Origin of the sequence: Undibacterium paludis (genome assembly GCF_022568815.1) — a bacterium.
GTDB lineage: Bacteria > Pseudomonadota > Gammaproteobacteria > Burkholderiales > Burkholderiaceae_D > Undibacterium.
The window spans coordinates 57,031-76,947 of sequence record NZ_JAKZHX010000014.1; the positions used below are offsets into that span (position 1 = coordinate 57,031).

22 protein-coding genes are annotated in these 19,917 nt (G+C 53.0%); 13 read left to right on the forward strand and 9 right to left on the reverse strand.

The genetic code is table 11. The annotated features are described in order from the left end of the window. The first annotated feature begins 46 nt into the window (after positions 1–46). From LZ463_RS22300 to LZ463_RS22315, 4 genes are all read left to right on the forward strand, one after another. Complete coding sequence (locus LZ463_RS22300) at positions 47–613, forward strand: hypothetical protein (protein ID WP_241458499.1); 567 nt, start codon at positions 47–49, stop codon at positions 611–613. An 11-nt stretch (positions 614–624) separates the two neighbouring features. Further along, a complete protein-coding gene (locus tag LZ463_RS22305) occupies positions 625–1,548 on the forward strand; it encodes a fatty acid desaturase family protein (RefSeq protein ID WP_241458500.1) in 924 nt (307 codons plus the stop codon). A 165-nt stretch (positions 1,549–1,713) separates the two neighbouring features. Then, on the forward strand, positions 1,714–2,631 hold the full coding sequence (locus LZ463_RS22310) for a hydroxymethylglutaryl-CoA lyase (RefSeq protein ID WP_241458501.1): 918 nt from the start codon (positions 1,714–1,716) through the stop codon (positions 2,629–2,631). Positions 2,632–2,828: 197 nt separating this feature from the next. Beyond that, the gene (locus LZ463_RS22315; protein ID WP_241458502.1) at positions 2,829–3,338 is read left to right on the forward strand and encodes a DUF1269 domain-containing protein; all 510 of its coding nucleotides are present in this window, start codon (positions 2,829–2,831) and stop codon (positions 3,336–3,338) included. A 34-nt stretch (positions 3,339–3,372) separates the two neighbouring features. Here the strand turns inward: LZ463_RS22315 and LZ463_RS22320 are convergent, their stop codons facing one another. From LZ463_RS22320 to gstA, 6 genes are all read right to left on the reverse strand, one after another. Continuing rightward, positions 3,373–3,663: a DUF427 domain-containing protein gene (locus LZ463_RS22320; RefSeq protein WP_241458503.1), complete on the reverse strand. Its 291-nt coding sequence runs from the start codon at positions 3,661–3,663 to the stop codon at positions 3,373–3,375. Between the two features lie 2 nt (positions 3,664–3,665). After that, the gene (gene egtB, locus LZ463_RS22325) at positions 3,666–4,883 is read right to left on the reverse strand and encodes an ergothioneine biosynthesis protein EgtB (protein ID WP_241458504.1); all 1,218 of its coding nucleotides are present in this window, start codon (positions 4,881–4,883) and stop codon (positions 3,666–3,668) included. 19 nt (positions 4,884–4,902) lie between these two features. Beyond that, positions 4,903–5,868: an L-histidine N(alpha)-methyltransferase gene (gene egtD / locus LZ463_RS22330; RefSeq protein ID WP_241458505.1), complete on the reverse strand. Its 966-nt coding sequence runs from the start codon at positions 5,866–5,868 to the stop codon at positions 4,903–4,905. Between the two features lie 209 nt (positions 5,869–6,077). Then, positions 6,078–6,455, reverse strand: coding sequence for a nuclear transport factor 2 family protein (locus LZ463_RS22335; protein ID WP_241458506.1), 378 nt, complete (start codon positions 6,453–6,455; stop codon positions 6,078–6,080). Between the two features lie 59 nt (positions 6,456–6,514). After that, on the reverse strand, positions 6,515–6,718 hold the full coding sequence (locus LZ463_RS22340; RefSeq protein WP_241458507.1) for a tautomerase family protein: 204 nt from the start codon (positions 6,716–6,718) through the stop codon (positions 6,515–6,517). Positions 6,719–6,742: 24 nt separating this feature from the next. Further along, positions 6,743–7,348 carry a glutathione transferase GstA gene (gene gstA, locus LZ463_RS22345; protein ID WP_241458508.1) on the reverse strand — a complete coding sequence of 202 codons (606 nt, stop codon included), beginning with the start codon at positions 7,346–7,348 and terminating at the stop codon, positions 6,743–6,745. Between the two features lie 132 nt (positions 7,349–7,480). Here gstA and LZ463_RS22350 point away from each other — a divergent pair, with 132 nt between their 5' ends. Continuing rightward, positions 7,481–8,395, forward strand: coding sequence for a LysR family transcriptional regulator (locus LZ463_RS22350; RefSeq protein ID WP_241458509.1), 915 nt, complete (start codon positions 7,481–7,483; stop codon positions 8,393–8,395). On the opposite strand, the gene LZ463_RS22355 is transcribed toward LZ463_RS22350, so the two are convergent. Together LZ463_RS22355 and LZ463_RS22360 are read right to left on the reverse strand one after the other, a co-directional pair. Next, positions 8,349–9,146 (reverse strand): alpha/beta fold hydrolase, encoded by a 798-nt coding sequence (locus LZ463_RS22355; RefSeq protein ID WP_241458510.1) that lies wholly within the window; start codon positions 9,144–9,146, stop codon positions 8,349–8,351. The genes LZ463_RS22350 and LZ463_RS22355 overlap by 47 nt on opposite strands. Beyond that, positions 9,143–10,153, reverse strand: a complete 1,011-nt coding sequence (locus tag LZ463_RS22360; RefSeq protein WP_241458511.1) for a M14 family zinc carboxypeptidase — start codon at positions 10,151–10,153, stop codon at positions 9,143–9,145. The genes LZ463_RS22355 and LZ463_RS22360 overlap by 4 nt, the downstream gene beginning before the upstream one ends. Positions 10,154–10,361: 208 nt before the next feature. Here LZ463_RS22360 and LZ463_RS22365 point away from each other — a divergent pair, with 208 nt between their 5' ends. From LZ463_RS22365 to LZ463_RS22395, 7 genes are all read left to right on the forward strand, one after another. Further along, positions 10,362–11,537: an aminotransferase class V-fold PLP-dependent enzyme gene (locus LZ463_RS22365; protein ID WP_241458512.1), complete on the forward strand. Its 1,176-nt coding sequence runs from the start codon at positions 10,362–10,364 to the stop codon at positions 11,535–11,537. A 67-nt stretch (positions 11,538–11,604) separates the two neighbouring features. Beyond that, the gene (locus LZ463_RS22370; RefSeq protein ID WP_241458513.1) at positions 11,605–12,165 is read left to right on the forward strand and encodes a helix-turn-helix domain-containing protein; all 561 of its coding nucleotides are present in this window, start codon (positions 11,605–11,607) and stop codon (positions 12,163–12,165) included. A gap of 28 nt (positions 12,166–12,193) precedes the next feature. Further along, positions 12,194–12,724, forward strand: a complete 531-nt coding sequence (locus tag LZ463_RS22375) for a GNAT family N-acetyltransferase (protein ID WP_241458514.1) — start codon at positions 12,194–12,196, stop codon at positions 12,722–12,724. A 15-nt stretch (positions 12,725–12,739) separates the two neighbouring features. Further along, on the forward strand, positions 12,740–13,465 hold the full coding sequence (locus LZ463_RS22380; RefSeq protein ID WP_241458515.1) for a metallophosphoesterase family protein: 726 nt from the start codon (positions 12,740–12,742) through the stop codon (positions 13,463–13,465). Between the two features lie 9 nt (positions 13,466–13,474). Next, positions 13,475–14,023: a cysteine hydrolase family protein gene (locus LZ463_RS22385; protein WP_241458516.1), complete on the forward strand. Its 549-nt coding sequence runs from the start codon at positions 13,475–13,477 to the stop codon at positions 14,021–14,023. Between the two features lie 133 nt (positions 14,024–14,156). Beyond that, complete coding sequence (locus LZ463_RS22390; protein ID WP_241458598.1) at positions 14,157–14,948, forward strand: TIGR00266 family protein; 792 nt, start codon at positions 14,157–14,159, stop codon at positions 14,946–14,948. Positions 14,949–15,101: 153 nt separating this feature from the next. After that, positions 15,102–15,326 carry a hypothetical protein gene (locus LZ463_RS22395; protein ID WP_241458517.1) on the forward strand — a complete coding sequence of 75 codons (225 nt, stop codon included), beginning with the start codon at positions 15,102–15,104 and terminating at the stop codon, positions 15,324–15,326. Positions 15,327–15,721: 395 nt separating this feature from the next. On the opposite strand, the gene gshA is transcribed toward LZ463_RS22395, so the two are convergent. Further along, positions 15,722–17,392, reverse strand: a complete 1,671-nt coding sequence (gene gshA / locus LZ463_RS22400) for a glutamate--cysteine ligase (protein WP_241458518.1) — start codon at positions 17,390–17,392, stop codon at positions 15,722–15,724. Between the two features lie 338 nt (positions 17,393–17,730). Here gshA and LZ463_RS22405 point away from each other — a divergent pair, with 338 nt between their 5' ends. Further along, positions 17,731–19,857, forward strand: coding sequence for a S9 family peptidase (locus tag LZ463_RS22405; RefSeq protein WP_241458519.1), 2,127 nt, complete (start codon positions 17,731–17,733; stop codon positions 19,855–19,857). Positions 19,858–19,917: the final 60 nt, after the last annotated feature.

The following is a 19,917-nucleotide window of genomic DNA, read 5'->3' on the forward strand; positions in this document are numbered from 1 at the left end:
TGCCGCAAAAAGAAATAGATAAAAACCTTTGCAATCAGGATTGATCATGATTCCTACTCCATACAGATACCGTAGTTTTCATTTGCTGACACGCGCTAACTGGGTCAGGCTTAACCGTCTATTGGCCTGGGCCATGCTGGTCACACCAGTGCTGCAATTTTTAATCAGCGCCAACATCAAAAATTGCCTGTGGCTGGATTTTTCTCTGCTGATCACCCATGGTATTTTGTCGCTGGTCTTGTTTGGTGTTCCCAAAGTCAAAGGTGAAAAATTTAATTTTTCCATGCACATACATGGCTTTCGCCCCGAAAAATTGAGCCCACGTAATAGTTTCTTATTGTCGGGCTACAGGGTTGCCCAGGGTTTGTCCGTTTATCTGGCTTTCATGATTGCCAGTCTTATCCCTGGTGCTCACTGGCTGACGCTGGCTTTGTTGTTTGTTTCATTCATGTTTTTTCCGATAGTCCGTATGCCATTCGCTGTTTTAGGTCATATACGGGACGCTACTTCCCTGGCCATGCAGCGCTGGCAATGGGGGGAGACTGAACAGATCAGTAAAATCATCATGATCAGCTATGCATTGCTGTTCGCTCGCAAGTTGTTTGCCAGCTAAGCGGGGGAACCATGATGATCAACACTGCCAATCTGCCCTATGCTGAGCTGACCGGAGCAATCGAGTCTGTCGGGCACACCATCGCCATATCGCATTCGCCAAAGTCCCATGCCCACACCGGTCAATTGAATCGTCGTGCAGCGGGCTTGCCCAATCTGAGCAGTCTGGGTAAGGACTTGCTGCTTGCCAGTCGCGCCCAGCGATTATTGTGGCCTGTTCTGCCATTCGTTACGCTGGCCGCCTATGTCTGGGTTTTTGAGGCACGATACTATCTGGTGTTGCCAGCCATCTTTGTTGCGCATTTTCTGGTATCGGTCACCTTTACCCATGATGTCTTGCATGGCGCTGCCGGCTTCAAACCCAGTACCAATGACTGGTGGCTATTCGCCATGAGCCTGTTATTGCTTGAGAGTGGTCATGCTTTTCGCCAGGCGCATCTGCATCACCATAGTCATTGTCTGGAAGATGATGATTTTGAAGGTAGTCCGGCACATCTGAGCTTGTCCGGTGCATTGCTGGCTGGCCCCTTGTATCTGCCGCGGCACTGGTTGCATGCCTATGGACTGGCGCACAGTCCCTCACAAAAACGCTGGATGCTGGCCGAGTTGATGGCGGCCGTCCTGTTGTTATTGTTTGCGATTTTATTGCTGAAGTGGAGTGCCGCCCCGTTGACTTACTGCGTTTTCGTCTGGACCGGTAGCTGTCTGTATCCGGTTACGACAGCATGGCTGCCACATTACAAACCCAGCGCTGCCCTGCTTGGCCAGGCCAGAAGTCTGCGAGGCAAGATCATCCCCGCCTTGCTATGTAATCTTTCTTATCATCTTGAGCATCATTTATATCCTCAAGTGCCGAGCTATAACCTGCCTGAGCTGGCAGAAAGACTGGACCCTCACTTCAGCAGGCTGGGGGTATCGGTAGTGCAAGTGTTTTGATCAGCATTGCAGCAGGAAGGTAGAAATACGGGGTAGGTCAACTTCGTCGCAAGTAGGGGTAAAATATGGCTAGACAACATAGCCCAACATGCAATTTGCACCAGCAAGCCGGTCAGGCTTGAATGAGGTAAATAAGCCGCATACTCTGCCCACAGGACAAAACAGATGAATTCAGCATTGCCACAGCAAGTCAAAATCGTTGAAGTCGGACCGCGTGATGGTTTGCAAAATGAAAAAGAAAGCATTGCGGCCGAGGTCAAGATAGAACTGGTCAATCGCCTGACTGCCGCCGGGTTTGCCAATATAGAAGCCGCTTCTTTTGTATCACCAAAATGGGTGCCGCAAATGGCGACCTCGACAGAAGTCATGGCAGGCATCACGCGCAAGCCTGGTGTAATTTATTCGGTGTTGACACCGAATATGAAAGGCTTTGAAGCAGCCCTGGCAGCCGGCGCTGATGAAGTCGTGATTTTCAGCTCGGCGTCGGAAGCTTTTGCACAAAAGAATATCAATTGTTCCATCGCAGAATCGATAGAGCGTTTCCGCGATGTGGCGCAGGCGGCCAAACAAAACAAGATACGCCTGCGTGGCAGTATTTCATGCTCTTTCGGTTGCCCTTATCAGGGTGAAGTAGCGGTGGCCAGTGTGGCCGATGTGGTCGGGCGTTTGCGCGATCTTGGGTGTGACGAGATCGATATCGCCGACACCATCGGTGTGGGCACAGCCAGGCAGGTCCAGACGGTCATGCAGCGGGTGGCGCAGGATTTCCCCATCCATGCCTTGTCCGGCCATTTCCATGATACCTATGGTCAGGCATTGGCGAATATCTATGCCAGTATGGAAGTCGGTATTTCCATCTTCCATTCATCGGTTGCAGGCCTCGGCGGCTGCCCTTATGCCAAAGGGGCGACGGGCAATGTGGCGACCGAAGATGTCCTGTTCATGATGCAGGGACTCGGTGTCAGGACCGGGATAGACCTCGACCAGGTGGTTGATGCCGGGCAATTCATCTCTGCACATCTGGGGCGCAAGGCTGTCAGCCGGGCTGGCAATGCCCTGGCAGCCAAGCGTCTGGCTCAATAAGGTCGGTAAAAAAGGCTTTGCTGAGCAAAGCTTAAGGTAAGAGTCGTGGTTCTCAAGTAAAAATGGGTATTGAGCTTTAATCTTTAGCTATTCTTTGCTATAACTAAGCAGGAGGCTAAGCATGCTGCCTGTCCTTTTTCCTGCGTGCAATCTTCATTGTGAAACCTCCTGTCATCAGCCGCTTACAGGAGGCCATTATGCGCCGTCGTCTTTATTTCATGCTTCCCGATATTCCCAGTGCCAGGGCCATGCTTGATGAGTTGTTGTTGGCACGCGTAGAAGAGCGCTACATCCATTTCATGGCAAAAGACAATTTGCCACATGACATGCCGGAAGCCAGTTTTTTCCAGAAAACCGACCTCGTCCACGGCATGGAGCTTGGCATGGTGGTCGGTGCCGGCGCTGGTTTGCTGGCTGGTACATTGCTGTTGGTTTTTCCGCCGGAAGGTCTGGAGATGCGTACCATCGCTTTGCTGGTTGCGGCGATAGGTGGTGCGTTCTTTGGTTCCTGGGTGTCAGGCATGGCCGCTGCCGCCATCCCCAATTCACGCCTGAAACCTTTCATGCAAGAAATAGACTCTGGCAAGGTCCTGCTGATCGTTGATGTACCGCTAGGCAAGGTCAAACAGATAGAAGAGCTGATTGCGACCAGGCATCCAGCTTATCGTTATGGCGGGGTGGAACCACATATACCGGCTTTCCCCTGATACATGCAGGCTTCTTGAAAACTCGCCCTGCTGATCAGGGCGAGACGTTCACGCCGCGCCAGAATGCCACATAGCCGCTGATCTGTCTGGCGGCGTCCTTGGGTGCCGGATAATACCAGGCAGCATCGGCATTGACTTCACCATTGACGACGATGTCGTAATAACTGGCCGTACCCTTCCAGCTGCAGACAGTGTGCTTGTCACTGTCGCGCAGGTATTCCTGCCTGACGCTGCTCAGCGGGAAATAGGTATTGCCTTCCACGATGACGACTTCTGCGTCTGTCGCTTTGGCGATGACGGTGTTTTTCCATGTTGCGGTAGGCATGCTTATGCTTCCTCTTCATTCAGTGAGCGGGCCAGGCGTAGTCCGCTCAGTTGCCAGCGTGCTGTCGCCGGAAAAAAATTGCGGTAGCTGATGCGGCTATGCCCTGCCGGAGTAAATGAGGAGGAGCCACGCAAGACGTATTGATTGACCATGAATTTGCCATTGTATTCGCCAATGGCGCCGGTAGCGGCAGCGAAGCCGGGGTAGGGGCTGTAGCTGCTGCTGGTCCATTGCCAGCAATAATCAAATAACTGGCTGAGCTGTCCTTCCTGTTCATGCAGTGCGGCGGCATTTTCCCATTCTGCTTCAGTGGGAAGACGCGAACCTGCCCATGCCGCATAGGCACTCGCTTCATAAAATGAGAGATGACCTGCCGCCTGGTCGGGCAATAATGGCTGCAAGCCATGCAGGCCAAATTCCTGCCAGCCCTGCTGATGATCATAGTGCCAGTACAAGGGGTGACGCAGGTCATTGTTACGTATCCAGTCCCAGCCTTCTGCCAGCCACAGGGCAGGGTTTTGATAGGCGCCGTCTTCGATGAAGGCCAGGTATTCAGCATTCGTAACCAGGCGTGTGGCAAGCTGGTAAGGCTCCAGGAATTGCCGGTGGCGCGGACCTTCATTGTCAAAGCCAAAACCCTTGCCGTTGTGGCCAATTTCACACAGACAGGCTTCATAGTCTTGCCAGCACAGCGTATGAGAAGCGGCTAGCGGTTTGTCCAGTTGTGGCGGGCCGGCATACAGGGCGGGGTGGAGCGGATTGCAGGACAGCAAATGCTTGATATCAGTCAGCATCAGTTCCTGGTGCTGCTGTTCGTGTTGCAAACCCAGTTCAAGCAGCTGGCGCAAGCGCAGGTCATCAGATTTACTGGCATAGCAGCGCTGCATGCGTTCGTCGACGTTGAGGCGGTAAGCCTGCACTGTTTCCAGTGATGGACGGGTCAGGAGGCCGCGCTGCGGTCGCGGATGTTTTTCACCGACACCGTTATAGTAAGAATTGAACAGCACCCTGAAATCGCTGTGAAAGGCCTGGAAGCCGTCTTCAAACTGTTCCAGTATGAAGGTTTCAAAAAACCAGCTGGTATGCGCCAGATGCCATTTGACGGGGCTTGCGTCTGGCATCGATTGCGCCGCGCAATCTTCGGCTGACAAAGGTGCTGCAAGGGCGACTGAGCGTTGACGTACCTGTTGCCAGCGTTCGAATAATTCTGGATTTTGCATGGGTTGATGTCTGATCTTTTCAGGCAGCTTTGGCATACATGACGGCAAACCAGCCCTGCCTGTCTGTCCAATGACAGGCATTGGAAAAACCGGCTTCCGCCAGCAAGGCGCTAAAACTGTCTATGCTGTATTTATAGCTGTTCTCGGTGTGGATATGTTCACCCTGTATGAAATTCCTGTAACCATCTGGCCAGTTCACACGAAGGTTTTCCTTGGCGCACAAATGCATTTCCACCCTTGATTTCACGCTGTTGAAATAAGCCTCATGCTGCCATTGGCTAACATCAAAATCGCTTTGCAACAACTGGTTGATATGCCGTAGCAGGTTCAGGTTGAAGGCAGCTGTGATGCCCAGGCTGTCGGCATAGGCGGCGTCAAGCAGAGGCTTGTCCTTGATCAGGTCCACACCGATCAGTATGCCGCCGTCGCGGTCACATGCGGCGCGCAAATGGCGCAGAAATGCCAGTGCCTGATGCGGCTCAAAGTTACCGATCGACGAACCCGGGTAAAAGAACAGACGCTTGTCTTTACGCACTTCTGTCGGCAAGACCCAGTCGTGGGCAAGGTCCAGACCCAGCGCCGTCATCTCTATATGCGGGAAGCGTTGCTGCAAGCGGGTAACGGCATCCTGCAGATGCTGGACGGAGATATCAATAGGCACATACTGGTCAGGGTGCAAGACCGGAAACAACCTGGCAGCCTTGGCGCAGTTGCCGGCGCCAAGATCGATCAGGCAGCCGCCTGAGCCTATCACGCGCGCCATGTCAGCCATGTGGGTGCTGAATATTTCTGCTTCGGTACGGGTGGGATAGTATTCGGGCAGCACGCAGATTGCTTCGAACAATACCGAGCCGACGGTATCATAAAAATACTTGGGTGAAGTATGGGCTCTGTCGGCCAGCAGGCCGGTTTCCAGTTCACGTATGATATGCAGCGGTGTTCGCGCCAGAGCATGTCGCTCGGCCGGGTTGCTTGAGTTGGGCATGATGTCAGGGCAAGAAATTTATTCGGCAGGCCATTCTGGCCTGGTGCAAAACAATCTTTCCATCCGCTCTGGATCTTGCTGAGCGCGCCACAGAGTCTTGCAACTGACCTGCAGTGCCGACCAGTGTACAACTTATTGCAAAAAAAATCTTATAAGCTAATTTCTTCTATGTTGCATCCTGAATTTTCAAGCGATTATGTGACAGCGCTTCAGGCATCATGTAATTCATAGTGAAACACTTTGGAAATGATTTGCCATCTGCCATCCAGTTTAACCAGGCTTAAAAAGTCGGTAAAAAACTTTGGTCCTATGGCGCATTCCACACGGGCAAAGGCGGTGACCGGTCCGGCTATCTCCAGCGAGACGATGCGGTCGCGTCTGACTTCATCGCGGCTGGCCGGCGAGGGACGTTTGTCGACGACGGGAAAGTATTGCTGCATGTCCAGATGCAACAGCTTGCCATCGGTGGCGCAGAAATAATGTGCCGAAGGATGAAACACGGTGGCCAGTATGTTTGTGTCGCTCAGGTACAGACCATCAAAATACCTGTTCAGGACGGCGATGATGTCAGGGTAAACAGTTTCCATTGCGATTCTCCAAAAGAGCAAGGGCTGACAGGATTTGCCAGCCCGGTTTCAGTCCGATTTTATTGCCTTGCCTGTCGCCATTGTACGACCGGCAAACCGCCTACACCCCAGTTGTCAGTATCCACTTCTTCTATGACAACAAAGGTGGTAGCCGGGTCTTTATTGAGCACCCGGACCAGCAAGTCTGTCGTGCCGGCGATCAGTTCGGCCTTTTGTGCAGCCGTCACATTTTCACGTGTTACCTGTATGTGTACATAGGGCATGGCAACTCCTTGTCAATCTATGCTTCAGGCTGGCAAGCCTTCGGCTTGCATGGCGGCTTTGACTGCGGGCCGTGCTTTGACGGTGGCAATGAATTTTTGCAGGTTTGGCAGATCGCTCAAGTCCAGGTTCACATATTTTGCCCAGCCGGTGACGACGAACAGATAGGCATCTGCTACCGTGAAAACCTCACCCGTCAGATAGCTCAGGCCAGCGAGCTTGCTGTCCACCCAGCTGAACTTTTTGTGCAGGCGGGCAGAAAAAACGGCCTTGACTTCAGCATTCATCGCCGCGTCAAACAAGGGGGCAAAGGATTTGTGCAATTCCGAGGTAATGTAGTTTTGCCATTCCAGCACCCGGTAGCGTGCCATGCCTGTGGCTGGCAGCAAATCAGTTTTTCCAGCACGCTCTGCCAGGTATTGGGCAATGATGGAACCTTCAGTCAGCAATTGATTGTCGTCAAGTTCCAGCACAGGAACGTAGCCCTTGGGGTTGATGCTGTAGAAATCCACGCCATCACCGGTAGTGTGATTACCTGTATCGACTTTTTGCAACCTGAAATCCAGGCCTGCTTCGCGCAGGATGATATGCGGGGTCAATGAGCAGGCGCCAGGAGAAAAATAGAGTTTCATGGAATGACTTTCGTTGAGGTTTGAATGGCAGCCCTGAGTTGCCAAGCAAGTTCAAGGCATGGCCGCATGGTATGCCATGCAAAATAATTGATAAACTAGCTAAAAGTTACTTGATAAATTACATGGTGTAATGTGAAAAGACAATTTGGCGACGTTTTACTCGGCAGCATAGAGTTGTTTTGCCTGGCGGCAGAGCTGGAAAGTTTCAAGGATGCAGCTAATGCCGCAGGCCTGACGCCAGCGGCAGTCAGCCGTTCGATCGCCAGGCTGGAAGAACGCATAGGCGTGCGCCTGTTCGTGCGCACTACCCGGCAGATACGCCTGAGTGAAGCCGGGCGCGCCTATTTCATCCAGTGTCGCCAGGCCCTCAATCAACTGGTGGAGGCTGAACGCGAAGTGTCGGGGCAGCAGATGGAACCGGCTGGTTTGGTACGCATCAGCATGCCCACGCCATACGGGCATTTGCGGGTCTTGCCTTTGATCGCCAAATTCCGCGCGCGTTATCCGCTAGTCAGGCTGGATCTGCAATTGAGCAATCGTAATATCGATTTTACGGCTGATGGCTTTGACCTGGCCATACGTGGCCGCATACCGCCAGACTCTGGCCTGGTGGCGCGCAAGCTTGAAGACAGTCCGGTGGCTGTCTTCGCCACGCCGGATTACCTGAGGCGCGCGGGCATACCGAAGACACTGGAAGACCTGGCGCAGCATGAATGCCTGCAATTTGTCTTGCCCAGTGCAGGGCAAAACATTATCTGGCTGTTCCGGCGCGATGGCGTGGATATAGATTGGCCGACCAGCGGCAGCCTGACCTGTTCCGAAGATCTTTTGGCCGCAGTGACCCTGGCAAAACATGGGGCAGGTCTGTTACAGACGTCGCGCTTCATGGTCGAAGAAGAGTTGCGCAATGGCACAGTGATCGAGGTCTTGCAGGAATATGGTGGTCGGACGCGGCCATTTTCGTTGCTGTATCCGCGTGACCGTAACCTGCCTTTGCGTGTCAGGGTGTTGATAGACTTTCTGATTGCGGAGCTGGCGCAGGATTGAGTTGCTTTTGCCAGTCCAGCACTTGCCTGATCACCCAGGCGCCATCATCAAGCGGCAGGTCATGTCCGGCTTGCGCATGGACTTGCAAAGGGCAATTCCAGAGAGCCGCCAGCGTGCGCGAGCAAGCCACGTTGACCAGTTTGTCATTTTCGCCGGCCAGCATCAGCAGCGGGATTTTCCCTAGCTGCGCCGGTGCCCTGAAGCGCATGGCGGCAAACAGCTGGCGCAAGATATTCATCAGCCTGATCGGCTGTTCCAGCGCATAACCCGACCACTGACGACTGATGGCCAGAGCCTGCGCACCGGTGTGCAGATTGCTGGTAATACGCAAGATCAGTCCTTCACGCGCCAGTGCAGAACCAAACAGCATGGTGAGCAAAAGGGCGGGGTAATTTGCGGGCCGCAGCCTGTGATAAAACGGGTTATGCGGCGCTACACTGGTATTGATCAACACCAGATGACTGATGTCATCAGGATATTTTTTTGCCCAGGCCAGTGCTGCCATCGCACCAAGCGAAACAGCCAGTATCGCTACCGGTCCCTGTACCTGATGCATCGCCAGTTGCGTATGACAAAAATCCGCCATCGCTTCGACGGAGGTCAGGCTGTTCTGTTCATGCAATTGACCGTTGCCGGGGAAGTCCAGGCAAAGCACACGTTCAGCAGCTGTGTCTTGCTGAAATCGCTGCGGGAAGTCACCCCAGTGACGTGTTTCGCGCATCAATCCGCGCAACAGTATCCAGTTTGTCATGGTCTGTACCAGCGTGCAACGGCACGTTCTTGCAGGCGCAGACGGGTTGGGCCTTTCGCCATCCATTGTGCATGGCCGCAAGTGGCGCGCATCAGAAAATCGAGCCAGGAATTATGCCTGCGCAAGACCCGGTGCAAGCGGTGTTCCGCCACGGGATTGAACATGCCGTGACGTGAAAATAACTGGCGTGGGTTTTTCTTCACCCATAGCCAGGACCCCATCTCCAGTGTCAGAGGCAAGAAGGTCTTGCCCTTGTCGGCCTGCGCCTGGAGATACAGGTAGTCCCAGATATCGCCATGGGTGCGGTATTGCAGGCTCTGTGGCTCAAACAGATAAGAGTTGTTGGGGTGGGTTTGCTGGAACAGTTCTTCCAGCGCCAGGATATCAGCCAGGTGGTCGATGGGGTGCACGCTGTGCGCATGCGGAAACCACACACGGTCACGCAAGCCAAAACCGGAATGACAGTCTATCGCCAGACTGAAGGGCCGCGGCAATAATTCTTCATGCACGACCTTGCAGAGGGCCTGGTTTTCCACCTCCATGTCCTTGCCTGCCGCCCCTCTGTACCAGGGCAGGCGCGGGCTGTAGCGATGGCCACCAAGCAGGAAAGGCACCTTGTCACTGGCGTCGACAGGGGCGTTGCGCATCAGGTCGACACCATTCGGATTGCAGCGTGTCGACTGCCACATGCCGCCCGGGTTGATCAGCGGCATGAACACCAACCGCACATCCTGCAACATGTGCTGCAGGCTCTTGTCCCAGGCCAGCCGCGCCAACAGCCCGCGCAAGAAAGACAGCAGGACTTGCGTACCTATGCGCTCAAGGCCGTGGATGCCGCCAAAGAAACCGATGGCCGGCAAGTGCGGATCAGGATTGCCCAGGGCCAGCTTGTAAACGGGGAACTGCCTGTGCTTGAGCGAGACCTCGCACAATACCTCGACTTCTACCTGGCCGCGGCCAAGGGTGATAATCCGTTCCAGTTCTTTCAATTCGGGTAAAGCGGACATGGCAAGTGCGTGAAAGTTAAGCACTCCATGCTAGAGGAGCTATGCACAGAATGCAAGAATCTTGCTGCATGCGGCGGGAATTAGCCAATTATGACCAACAGATGACAGAAGTTGCAGGCTAGCCGGAACTTCTTTTTCCGTCGGCGATCTGTTTTACAGCAGGCATGGCGTATGCTTGTCTCTCATAAAAATTGAAAAGGAGTCTGTCTTGTCCAGCAATTTACCCGTCATTGCCGCTGATGATGAGGCCTATTGGTCCGGCATCCGCGCGCAATATGCTGTTTCACCTGAATTCATCAATCTTGAAAACGGTTATTTCGGTGTGCAGGCGCGCCCTGTTTTTGAGGCCTTCCAGCGCTACCAGGCGCAGGTGAATGCCGAGACTTCTTACTTCTTGCGGGTGCGTTATGCGCCGCTGTTTGTGGAAGTCATGCAGGCCCTGAAGGAATTTTGTGGTGCAGATGATGGTGAACTGGTCCTGACACGCAACCTGATCGAAGGTATGAATATACTGCTGCAAGGTTACCCCTTGCAGGCTGGTGATGAAGTCATACTGGCGAGCCATGATTACGATATCGTCATTGATACCCTGCAAATGCTGGAACACAAAAAGAATATCAGGCTGGTGCAATTGCGCCTGCCGTTTGACCCGGTCAATGATGAAGAAATCGTGCAGCAGTATGAGCAGGCAATCACGGCAAAAACCAGGCTGATCCTGGTTACCCATATCGTGCACAGAACAGGACAGATCATGCCGGTCGCCAGGATAACAGCCATGGCCAGACGTCACGGTGTAGAAGTGATGGTGGATGCAGCCCATTCCTTTGCACAGCTTGATTACCGGATGCCGGACCTGAGGGCAGATTTTGTCGCCGTGAACCTGCACAAGTGGCTGGGCGCGCCTCTTGGTGTGGGCATGCTGTACATACGCAAACACAGGGTGGCAGAGATTGCACCGCTGTTTGGTAATACCAAATTTGCCGAAGATGAAATTTTCAAATTCAGCCAGGTTGGCACCGTACCCCCGGCAAATATACTGGCTGTACTGGATGCCCTGCGTTTTCATCAGCAGATAGGTTCACGCAATAAAGAAGCACGTCTGCGTTACCTGACTCAATACTGGCTCGGGCAGGTAAGAGGCCTGCCTGGCGTACGCATCATGGTGCCGACAGCGCCTGAGCGTTCGTGTGCGATAGCCGGTTTCTGCATAGACGGCAGGTCTGGCGCATATGTGGTGGACAAGTTGATGCAGGAGCATAAGATATTTACCGTGACACGTGAACTTGATGGACACCAGATCGTGCGCGTCACGCCGCACCTGTATACCAGTCTGGAAGATCTTGACTGCCTGATTGCCGCCATCAGGCAGCTTGCCGGCAGTTAAGCAGGCCAGGGTAATATTTCCTATAATTTCCAGTTTACAGGATTTATATTTCTCGTATAATGGAATTATGGATATCAATACTCTTATCGCCCGTCGTGTACGTGAATTACGCGATCAGCAAAAACTGTCACTGGATGCATTGTCACGGCGCAGTGGTGTCAGCCGCTCGAATATCTCCCTGATAGAGCGGGCTGAGAGCAGTCCCACTGCCGCCGTGCTGGACAAGCTGGCAGTGGGGCTGGGCGTATCCCTGGCTTCTTTGTTCGAAGAGCGTGCGGCTCATGTACCGCCTTCACCTTTGTCCCGGCTGGCAGATCAACAGATATGGACTGATCCTGAGTCAGGTTACCAGCGACGCAATGTCTCCCCCAATCTGCCGGCACCGATACAACTGGTTGACGTGTTTTTCCCTGCCGGGCAGCGGGTCAGCTATGACAGCTATCACCGCGATGTCGACATACATCAGCAAGTCTGGATACTGGAGGGTGAGATGGAACTCACCGTCGGTGATCAAAGCTGGCGTTTGCAGGCTGGCGACTGCCTGTCCATGCAACTTGATCAGGCCATCAGTTATTACAACCCTGGCAAACAGGCAGCGCGCTACATGGTTGCGCTTTGCAAAAACTGAACCGCAGTCATTTTTACAGGAGCAAATCATGTCCACAGCAATTCGTGTAGAGGTTCTTGATGCCGCGCAGGCGCAAGCCAGTATTGATGCGCTGGCCGATGTCCTGATGGATTGCGTTGCTGGCGGCGCGTCCGTCAGCTTCATGTGGCCCTTGCCAAGGGGGCGTGCCCTGCAATTCTGGCAGGGCGTGGCTGATGGAGTTGCACGCAATGAACGTATCCTGCTGGTTGCCAGGGATGAAAGCGACGATATCGTTGGCACGGTACAATTGATCACCGCGCTGCCTGACAATCAGCCGCACCGGGCCGATGTGGCGAAGATGCTGGTGCACAGAAAGGCAAGACGACGTGGCGTGGCGCAAGCCCTGATGACAGCACTCGATGAACAGGCCAGGCTGGCTGGCAAGACCGTGCTGGTGCTCGATACGGTAACAGGCGGTGATGCCGAGCGCCTGTATGCGCGTGCTGGCTGGCAGCATGCCGGCGTCGTGCCTAAATATGCATTGATGCCTGACGGTGAATTTTGCGCTACCACTTTTTTCTATAAACACCTGGATTGAATGAGGACTTGAGTCATGCGTATCGCTTTGGTTTCAGACATACATGGCAATCTGGCGGCATTGCAGGCAGTCGTTGCTGATATCAAATTGCGGGCCGTAGATCTGATCGTCAATCTCGGCGACAGCCTGTCCGGCCCCTTGCTGCCCAGGGAAACTGCTGATTTTCTGATGCTGCAATCGGGCTGGATACATCTGGCCGGCAATCACGAAAGGCAGATACTGGAACTCAATGAAAAATCCGGTTTCAGTGACCGTTATGCCCATGCACAATTAAGTGCCGAACACCTGGCCTGGATCGCCACACTGAAGCCTGTGCATCAGCTCAATGAGCAAGTCCTGCTTTGTCATGGCAGTCCGGACAGGGACGTGACGACCTTATTGCAGACAGCAGAAAAAAATGCCAGTCTGGCTGAAATAACAGAGCGTCTGGGACAGGTCCGGGCCGAAGTGATCGCCTGTGGCCACACCCATGTGGCGCGCAGTGTGCGTACAGCACAGGGGCAACTCATCGTCAATCCCGGCAGTGTCGGCCAGCCAGCTTATGAAGATGATTACCCCTACCCGCATGTGGTTGAATCCGGTTCGCCCGATGCGCGTTATGCCATCCTGGAAAAAACGCAGACGGGCTGGACTGCGTCCCTGATGACCATACCTTATGCCTGGCAGGATATGGTGCAACTGGCCATATTGCGTGGTCGTCATGACTGGGCCAGGGCACTGCAAACCGGTTATTTGAGTTGAAAGAGAATAATGGATAAACACAACACAGCACTGATCATCATCGATATGCAACGTGGCATGGCCGATCCCAAATCAGGTACCAGGAACAACCCGCAGGCAGAAGACAATATGCGCCAGATACTGGCGGCCTGGCGGGCTGCCAGTGCACCCATCGTGCATGTAAGACATATGTCGTTGAACCCACAGTCAGTATTCTGGCCGGGGCAGCCCGGTAATGAATTCCAGGACAGTTTCAAGCCGTATCAGGGTGAGCATATCGTCGAAAAAAATATTACCGATGCCTTTCTCAATACGGGGCTGGAACGCTGGTTGCATGTGCGCGGTATCAAGAGCGTGGTGATGGTCGGTGTCAGCAGCAATAATTCTGTTGAAGCCAGTGCGCGCACGGCCAGTAATCTGGGATTTGCTACGACCGTGGTCGCCGATGCCTGCTTTGCATTCGACAGAATTGATATCAAAGGCAGGCCACAATCAGCAGAAGAGGTACATGTCCATGCAATGACCAATTTGCAGGACGAATATGCCCGTGTGGTGATCACGTCAGCTTTGCTTGCCTGAGCTGTTGGCATCCGTGTGGCGGTAATTTCTACAACATATTACCGCTCGCAAGTACTACCAAGTTCGTCGGAATTTCCCTAGAATGCCAGGCATTGCAGTGCTGACCAACCATAAAGAAAGCAAGGAAACGACCATGGCAATGGATGTCATAGATTACGAAATTTTTGGCGACGATATGCAATTCGTCGAAGTCGAACTTGATCCCGGCGAGGCTGCCATCGGTGAAGCCGGTGCCATGTTCTATATGGAAGATGACATACAGATGGAAACCATCTTTGGTGATGGTTCTGCTGGCCAGACCGGTATTTTTGGCAAATTGCTGGGCGCTGGCAAACGTCTGGTCACAGGCGAATCCCTGTTCACCACCGTCTTCATGAATGGTGGCGTGGGCAAAAAGAAAGTTGCTTTTGGTGCTGCTTATCCCGGCAAAATCATTCCCATGCATCTGGACCAGCTAGGCGGCACCCTGTTGTGCCAGAAAGATGCCTTCCTTTGTGCTGCCAAGGGCGTGTCGCTTGGGATCGCCTTTCAAAAACGCCTGGGTGCGGGCTTCTTTGGCGGCGAAGGTTTTATCCTGCAAAAACTTGAAGGTGACGGCCTGGCATTTGTGCATGCCGGTGGTGCGATCATAGAAAAGACCCTGCACCCTGGCCAGACCCTGCGTGTTGATAGCGGCTGCGTAGTCGCCTTCACCCAGGAAGTGGATTTCGACATCAAATTTGTCGGTGGTGTTAAAACGGCCTTGTTTGGTGGTGAAGGCATGTTCTTTGCACACTTGCGTGGCCCGGGCAAAGTCTGGCTGCAATCGCTACCGCTCGCACGCCTGGCCAACCGTATCGTCGGTGCATCAAAAATCGGTGGTAGCCATGGTGGTGAGCAAGGCTCGGTGCTTGGTGGTCTGGGCAATTTGTTTGAAAAAGAATAAGACTGTTCGTCTTTATTGACCGTAAAAAATCCCCCGCCCTGTTGGAAGCGAGGGATTTTTTATTGGTAAATATGGAACTAAAAGCACACAACATGAATCTATCGTGTTATTAACGCCGGCTTACTGCACTTAATGTTTCAGGAATATTGTGTCATGTTGAAGAAATTTCTTGCTTTGTCGATCATTCTGTCTTTCCCGTTCAGCCTGACTGCCTGCGCCGTTGTCTATGACATACAGCAGGATGCCAATCAGCGTCAGTGTGAAAAGCTGCAGGACTGGAACGATCGCAAGAGCTGTCTGGCACAAAACAAGACCAGCTACGAGCAATATGAGAAACAGCGCGAAGACCTGCGTACCAAGGGTACAGAGCGCAAATAAGGCAAGTCCCCTGGTTTAGGCTTCTCAAGCCCTGGTGGCGCGCCAGATGAACAGGACTCCAGCGACGGTGCACAGTGCGGTGACTATGACACCAGCCAGCAGGACGGCGCATATGGTTGTCAGTTGTTGTCAGTTCAAAAATGTTGCAGGTATACCGGTCATACCTGTGCGCGGAGCGCATGTCCCTCTTTGGAATTTCTTCATGGATAAGCTTGCGCTTGATCGCCATGAAAAATACAGGGTTTGCGACATCAGGAGCAGACCTGTTACCGGCAAGTAGGCCAGCAAAGCAGTGGGAGTATAAAAAACATAGCGGTCAAACGGGACAAAACAAACCAGTGAAAGGAAAACAGGCTGCCGTCAATGTCCTTGACCTTGATCGCCAGCCTGTAAGGTCAGACATGCAATAAAGCAGCCCTATCTTGCGGATTGTCCAGTTCGGCAACTTCTGCCTGCTCCTGCAGGGTATCGACTACACCGTCGCAACAAATTTCACTTGAGGTGCGTGAGCGATAATCCGTGATGAACTGGTCGAAACTGCCGGTCTGGCTTGCTTCCATCTCTGCCTGCTCGGCCAGCGATTGCCTGGCCAGTTTGGCAAAATATTCCTGCTGTGCCGGCACGGGGGGGCGGGCGCGGAATTCATCGGCAAGTTTTTTACTTTGTCGCAGGGCAAATTCAGTAAATGAATTGTTGGCCTGCCGAATTGCCGCCAATACCTGTGCCGAAGGGGTCAGGTCAGGATTGTCGAGTTTTCTGGCTTGGGTCTGCAGGCTGTCAGCGTGACAGCTGGCACGATGCTGTGTATCAAGCAAAGCCGCAACCGGCCTGATTTTTTCCAGCAATTCCCTGCCCCAGTCTTGCAGAGAAATCTGTTTGCCACGGCGGGATAGCATCAAACCCGGGCGGCGTCCCTGCTTGACGGTCAGGGCAAAATTCTCGACGTTTTCACGGCCTTCTGCCTGATTGGTCAAGGGACTGTCCTCAAGTGCGCAGAACAGCAGGAAGGCATCAAGGAAACGCGAAGTTTCCAGGTTGATGCCGAGCGGGTCAAATGGGTTGACGTCCATGCAGCGCACTTCTATGTATTGCACGCCGCGAGCGCACAACGCCTCTACCGGGCGCTCACCGGTACGTATCACACGTTTGGGACGTATCGTTGCATAAAACTCATTTTCAATTTGCAGCACGTTGGTATTGATCTGTACCCATTCACCATCACGTTTGGTGCCGATTTTTTCATACTCGGGATAGGGTTGACGGACCGCCAGCGACAGGCTGCGCATGTATTCGAGCAGGGTGTTGTACGGCGGTACCAGACCGGACTGTGCATTGTTCTGATAGCCAAGGTCACTCATGCGCAGGCTGGTCGCATACGGCAGGTACAAGGTGTCATCCGACAGGGTGTCCAACTGGTGAGGGCGACCGCGCAGGAAAGGCGTGGATAGTGCCGGCGAAGCGCCAAACAGGTACATCAACAGCCAGCTATAGCGATGGAAGTTGCGTATCAGGGCAACATAACTTTCTGACTGGTTGTGCATGTCGCTGCCGGTTCTGGATTCAGCCTTGCTCAAGACCTTCCACAAGTCTTCGGACAGCGAATAATTGTAGTGAATACCGGCTATGCATTGCATGCTCTTGCCATAGCGCAATGCCAGGCCGCGACGATAGACATGCTTGATCATGCCTATGTGAGAGTGACCATACCAGGCGATGGGAATATCTTTTTCTTCCGGCAAGGTACAGGGCATGGACTGGTGCCACAGCATTTCATTACCCATGACCGTATAGGCAAAGCGGTGGATATTGTCCAGTTCTTCCAGGGCGGTGGCGATGTCATGCTCGGCCGGGGTGATAAATTCAAGCAGCGATTCTGAATAATCAGTCGTGATCAGCGGATGTGTCAATGCCGACCCCAAAGCTGGAGAATGTGCAGTCAAAGCCAGCTTGCCATCAGGTAATACGCGCAGGGTTTCCCGCTCTATGCCACGTAATCCCTTGGTCAGCAAAGGGCGATTTGCTTCAGTGTCCAGCAGTGACAAGCGTTGGTTTAACAGATTGCTCATGATGTATTCCTTCAATATCCGTGTGACATTGCATTTGTGCTTACACAATACCGAGCAAGCATATACGAAAAATGAAAATGGCATACGACGTCGCAAAAAACGCCTTTTACAAGCTTTTTTAGCTTATGTCACTCTGACAATTGCATCGTCTTGCAGCAGGGAGTCAGCATTATCGGTAACGAATAAGATTAAAAAACTAACAGTTCTGATAACCAGCAACGTTGAACAGTGTTCAACAGGGTCGATATATACAGCGGGAACAGCATTAACAAAATTGCTTCTTGTTTTGTTGCCATCCTCTTAAAATGCCGGTGTACCTTTCTATGATAGGAGTTTATGTGCTGATCAAAAGAATTTCTGTGCTGATGTCGGGCATGCTGGTAGGTGTAGCCACCTCAGGCCTGGCGGTGGCTGACACTGCTCCACCCATGGCAGCAAAAACAAAATGGCAGGAAACCCGTCATGGGGAAGTCGTTACCGACGATTACCGCTGGCTGCAGAAGAAAGAAAATCCTGAAGTCATTGCTTACCTCAACGCAGAAAATGCCTACACCGAGGCCATGACTGCCGACATCAAGCCACTGGCAGAAAAACTGTATGGCGAGATCAAGGGACGTATCAAGGAAGCCGATCTGTCGGTACCGTTACGTCGCGGTAATTATTATTACTATTCCCGCACAGAAACCGGCAAGCAATATGCCCTGTCCTGCCGTCGTCATGCCGATGCTGCAATGGCTTATGACGACAAGGCTGCAGAAGAAATTTTGCTGGACCAGAACGAGATGGCCAGGGGACAGAAATTCTTCGCTGTCGGCGGCATGGTCGTCAGCCCAGATGAACAATTGCTGGCCTTTACGACCGACACGGTCGGCTACCGTCAGTATCAATTGCAGATCAAGAATCTGAAGACTGGCGAAATACTGGCTGATACTGTTCCACGGGTCACGTCCATGGCCTGGGCGGCAGACAACAAGACTCTGTTCTATGTACAGGAGGATGCGACCACCAAACGCTCTGACCGCCTGTTCCGCATGGAGATAGGTAAGGCGCCGGTAGAGATCATGCATGAAGCGGTGGAACAGTTTGCCATCTCGGTAGGTAGTACCCGTGACAAGCAATTCATCGTATTGAGCAGCGAGGCCACTGACACCAGTGAAGTCATGCTGTTGCCGGCAGATAAACCGCTAGGGCAGTTCCGTACGGTGCTGGGGCGCGAGAATGGGCACCGCTATTCGCTGGAGCACAGGAATGGCGAACTGTTCATTGTCACCAACAAGGATGCCAAGAATTTCCGTGTCGTGCGTACACCAATGGCAACGCCGGACAGCAAGCACTGGCAAGAGGTGGTCAAACATGATCCGGATGTACTGGTTTTCTCTGTCAGCATGTTCAAGGATTTCATGGTCGTGAATGAAAAGACCCAGGCCCTGAACCGAGCCCGTATTTATGATTTCAGCAGCAAGCAATGGAAGACGGTGCAGTTCGATGATCCGGTTTATCTGGCGACACCGGCGGGTACACCGGACTTTACTGCCACCCGCTTTCGCATGTCCTATCAGTCACCAGTCACTCCGCCGACGACGCTCGATATCGACATGGCGACTGGTCAGCGTTTTGTACTGAAGCAGACAGAAGTTCTTGGTGGCTACGATCCCAGCCGTTATGAAACGCGCCGTCTGTGGATGACTGCCAGGGATGGCACCAGGGTACCGCTATGGGCCTTGTACAAAAAAGGTGTGAAGCTCGATGGTTCGGCCCCCTTGTTGCTGTATTCCTATGGCAGCTATGGCTATTCTACCGAGGCGACTTTCAACAGCAGCCGCGTCAGCATGCTTGACCGGGGTGTCATTTATGTGCAGGCGCATATACGCGGCGGCCGTGACATGGGCGAGCACTGGCATGAAGATGGTATGTTGATGAAAAAGAAAAATACTTTCTATGATTTCATCGACAGCGCAGAATACCTGGTCAAACAGAAATGGACCAGCCCCGACCGCCTGATCATACAGGGCGGCAGTGCCGGTGGCTTGCTGATGGGGGCAGTCGTCAATATGCGCCCCGACCTGTTCCATGCCGTGCATGCCGCTGTCCCGTTTGTGGATGTCATGAACACCATGATGGATGCCAGCCTGCCCCTGACCACAGGTGAATACCTGGAGTGGGGTAATCCGAATGAAAAGCCGGCGTATGACTATATGCGCAGCTATTCCCCGTATGACAATATTGCCCGAAAAGCCTACCCTGCCATGCTGGTGACCACAGGTTTGAATGACAGTCAGGTCATGTACTGGGAACCAGCCAAGTATGTCGCCAAATTGCGTGATTACAAAACCGACAAAAACCCGCTGCTGCTGAAAATCAATATGGCAGCTGGCCATGGCGGTGCATCCGGGCGTTTTGATGCCCTGCGCGAAGGGGCATTCAACATGGCCTGGATGTTCTCGCAATGGGGTATCAAGGAATAAATCTCAAGCTTTTTTCTATGCCCTCTTTTTTCATGAAAGAGGGCATTTCTCCAGGAGTAT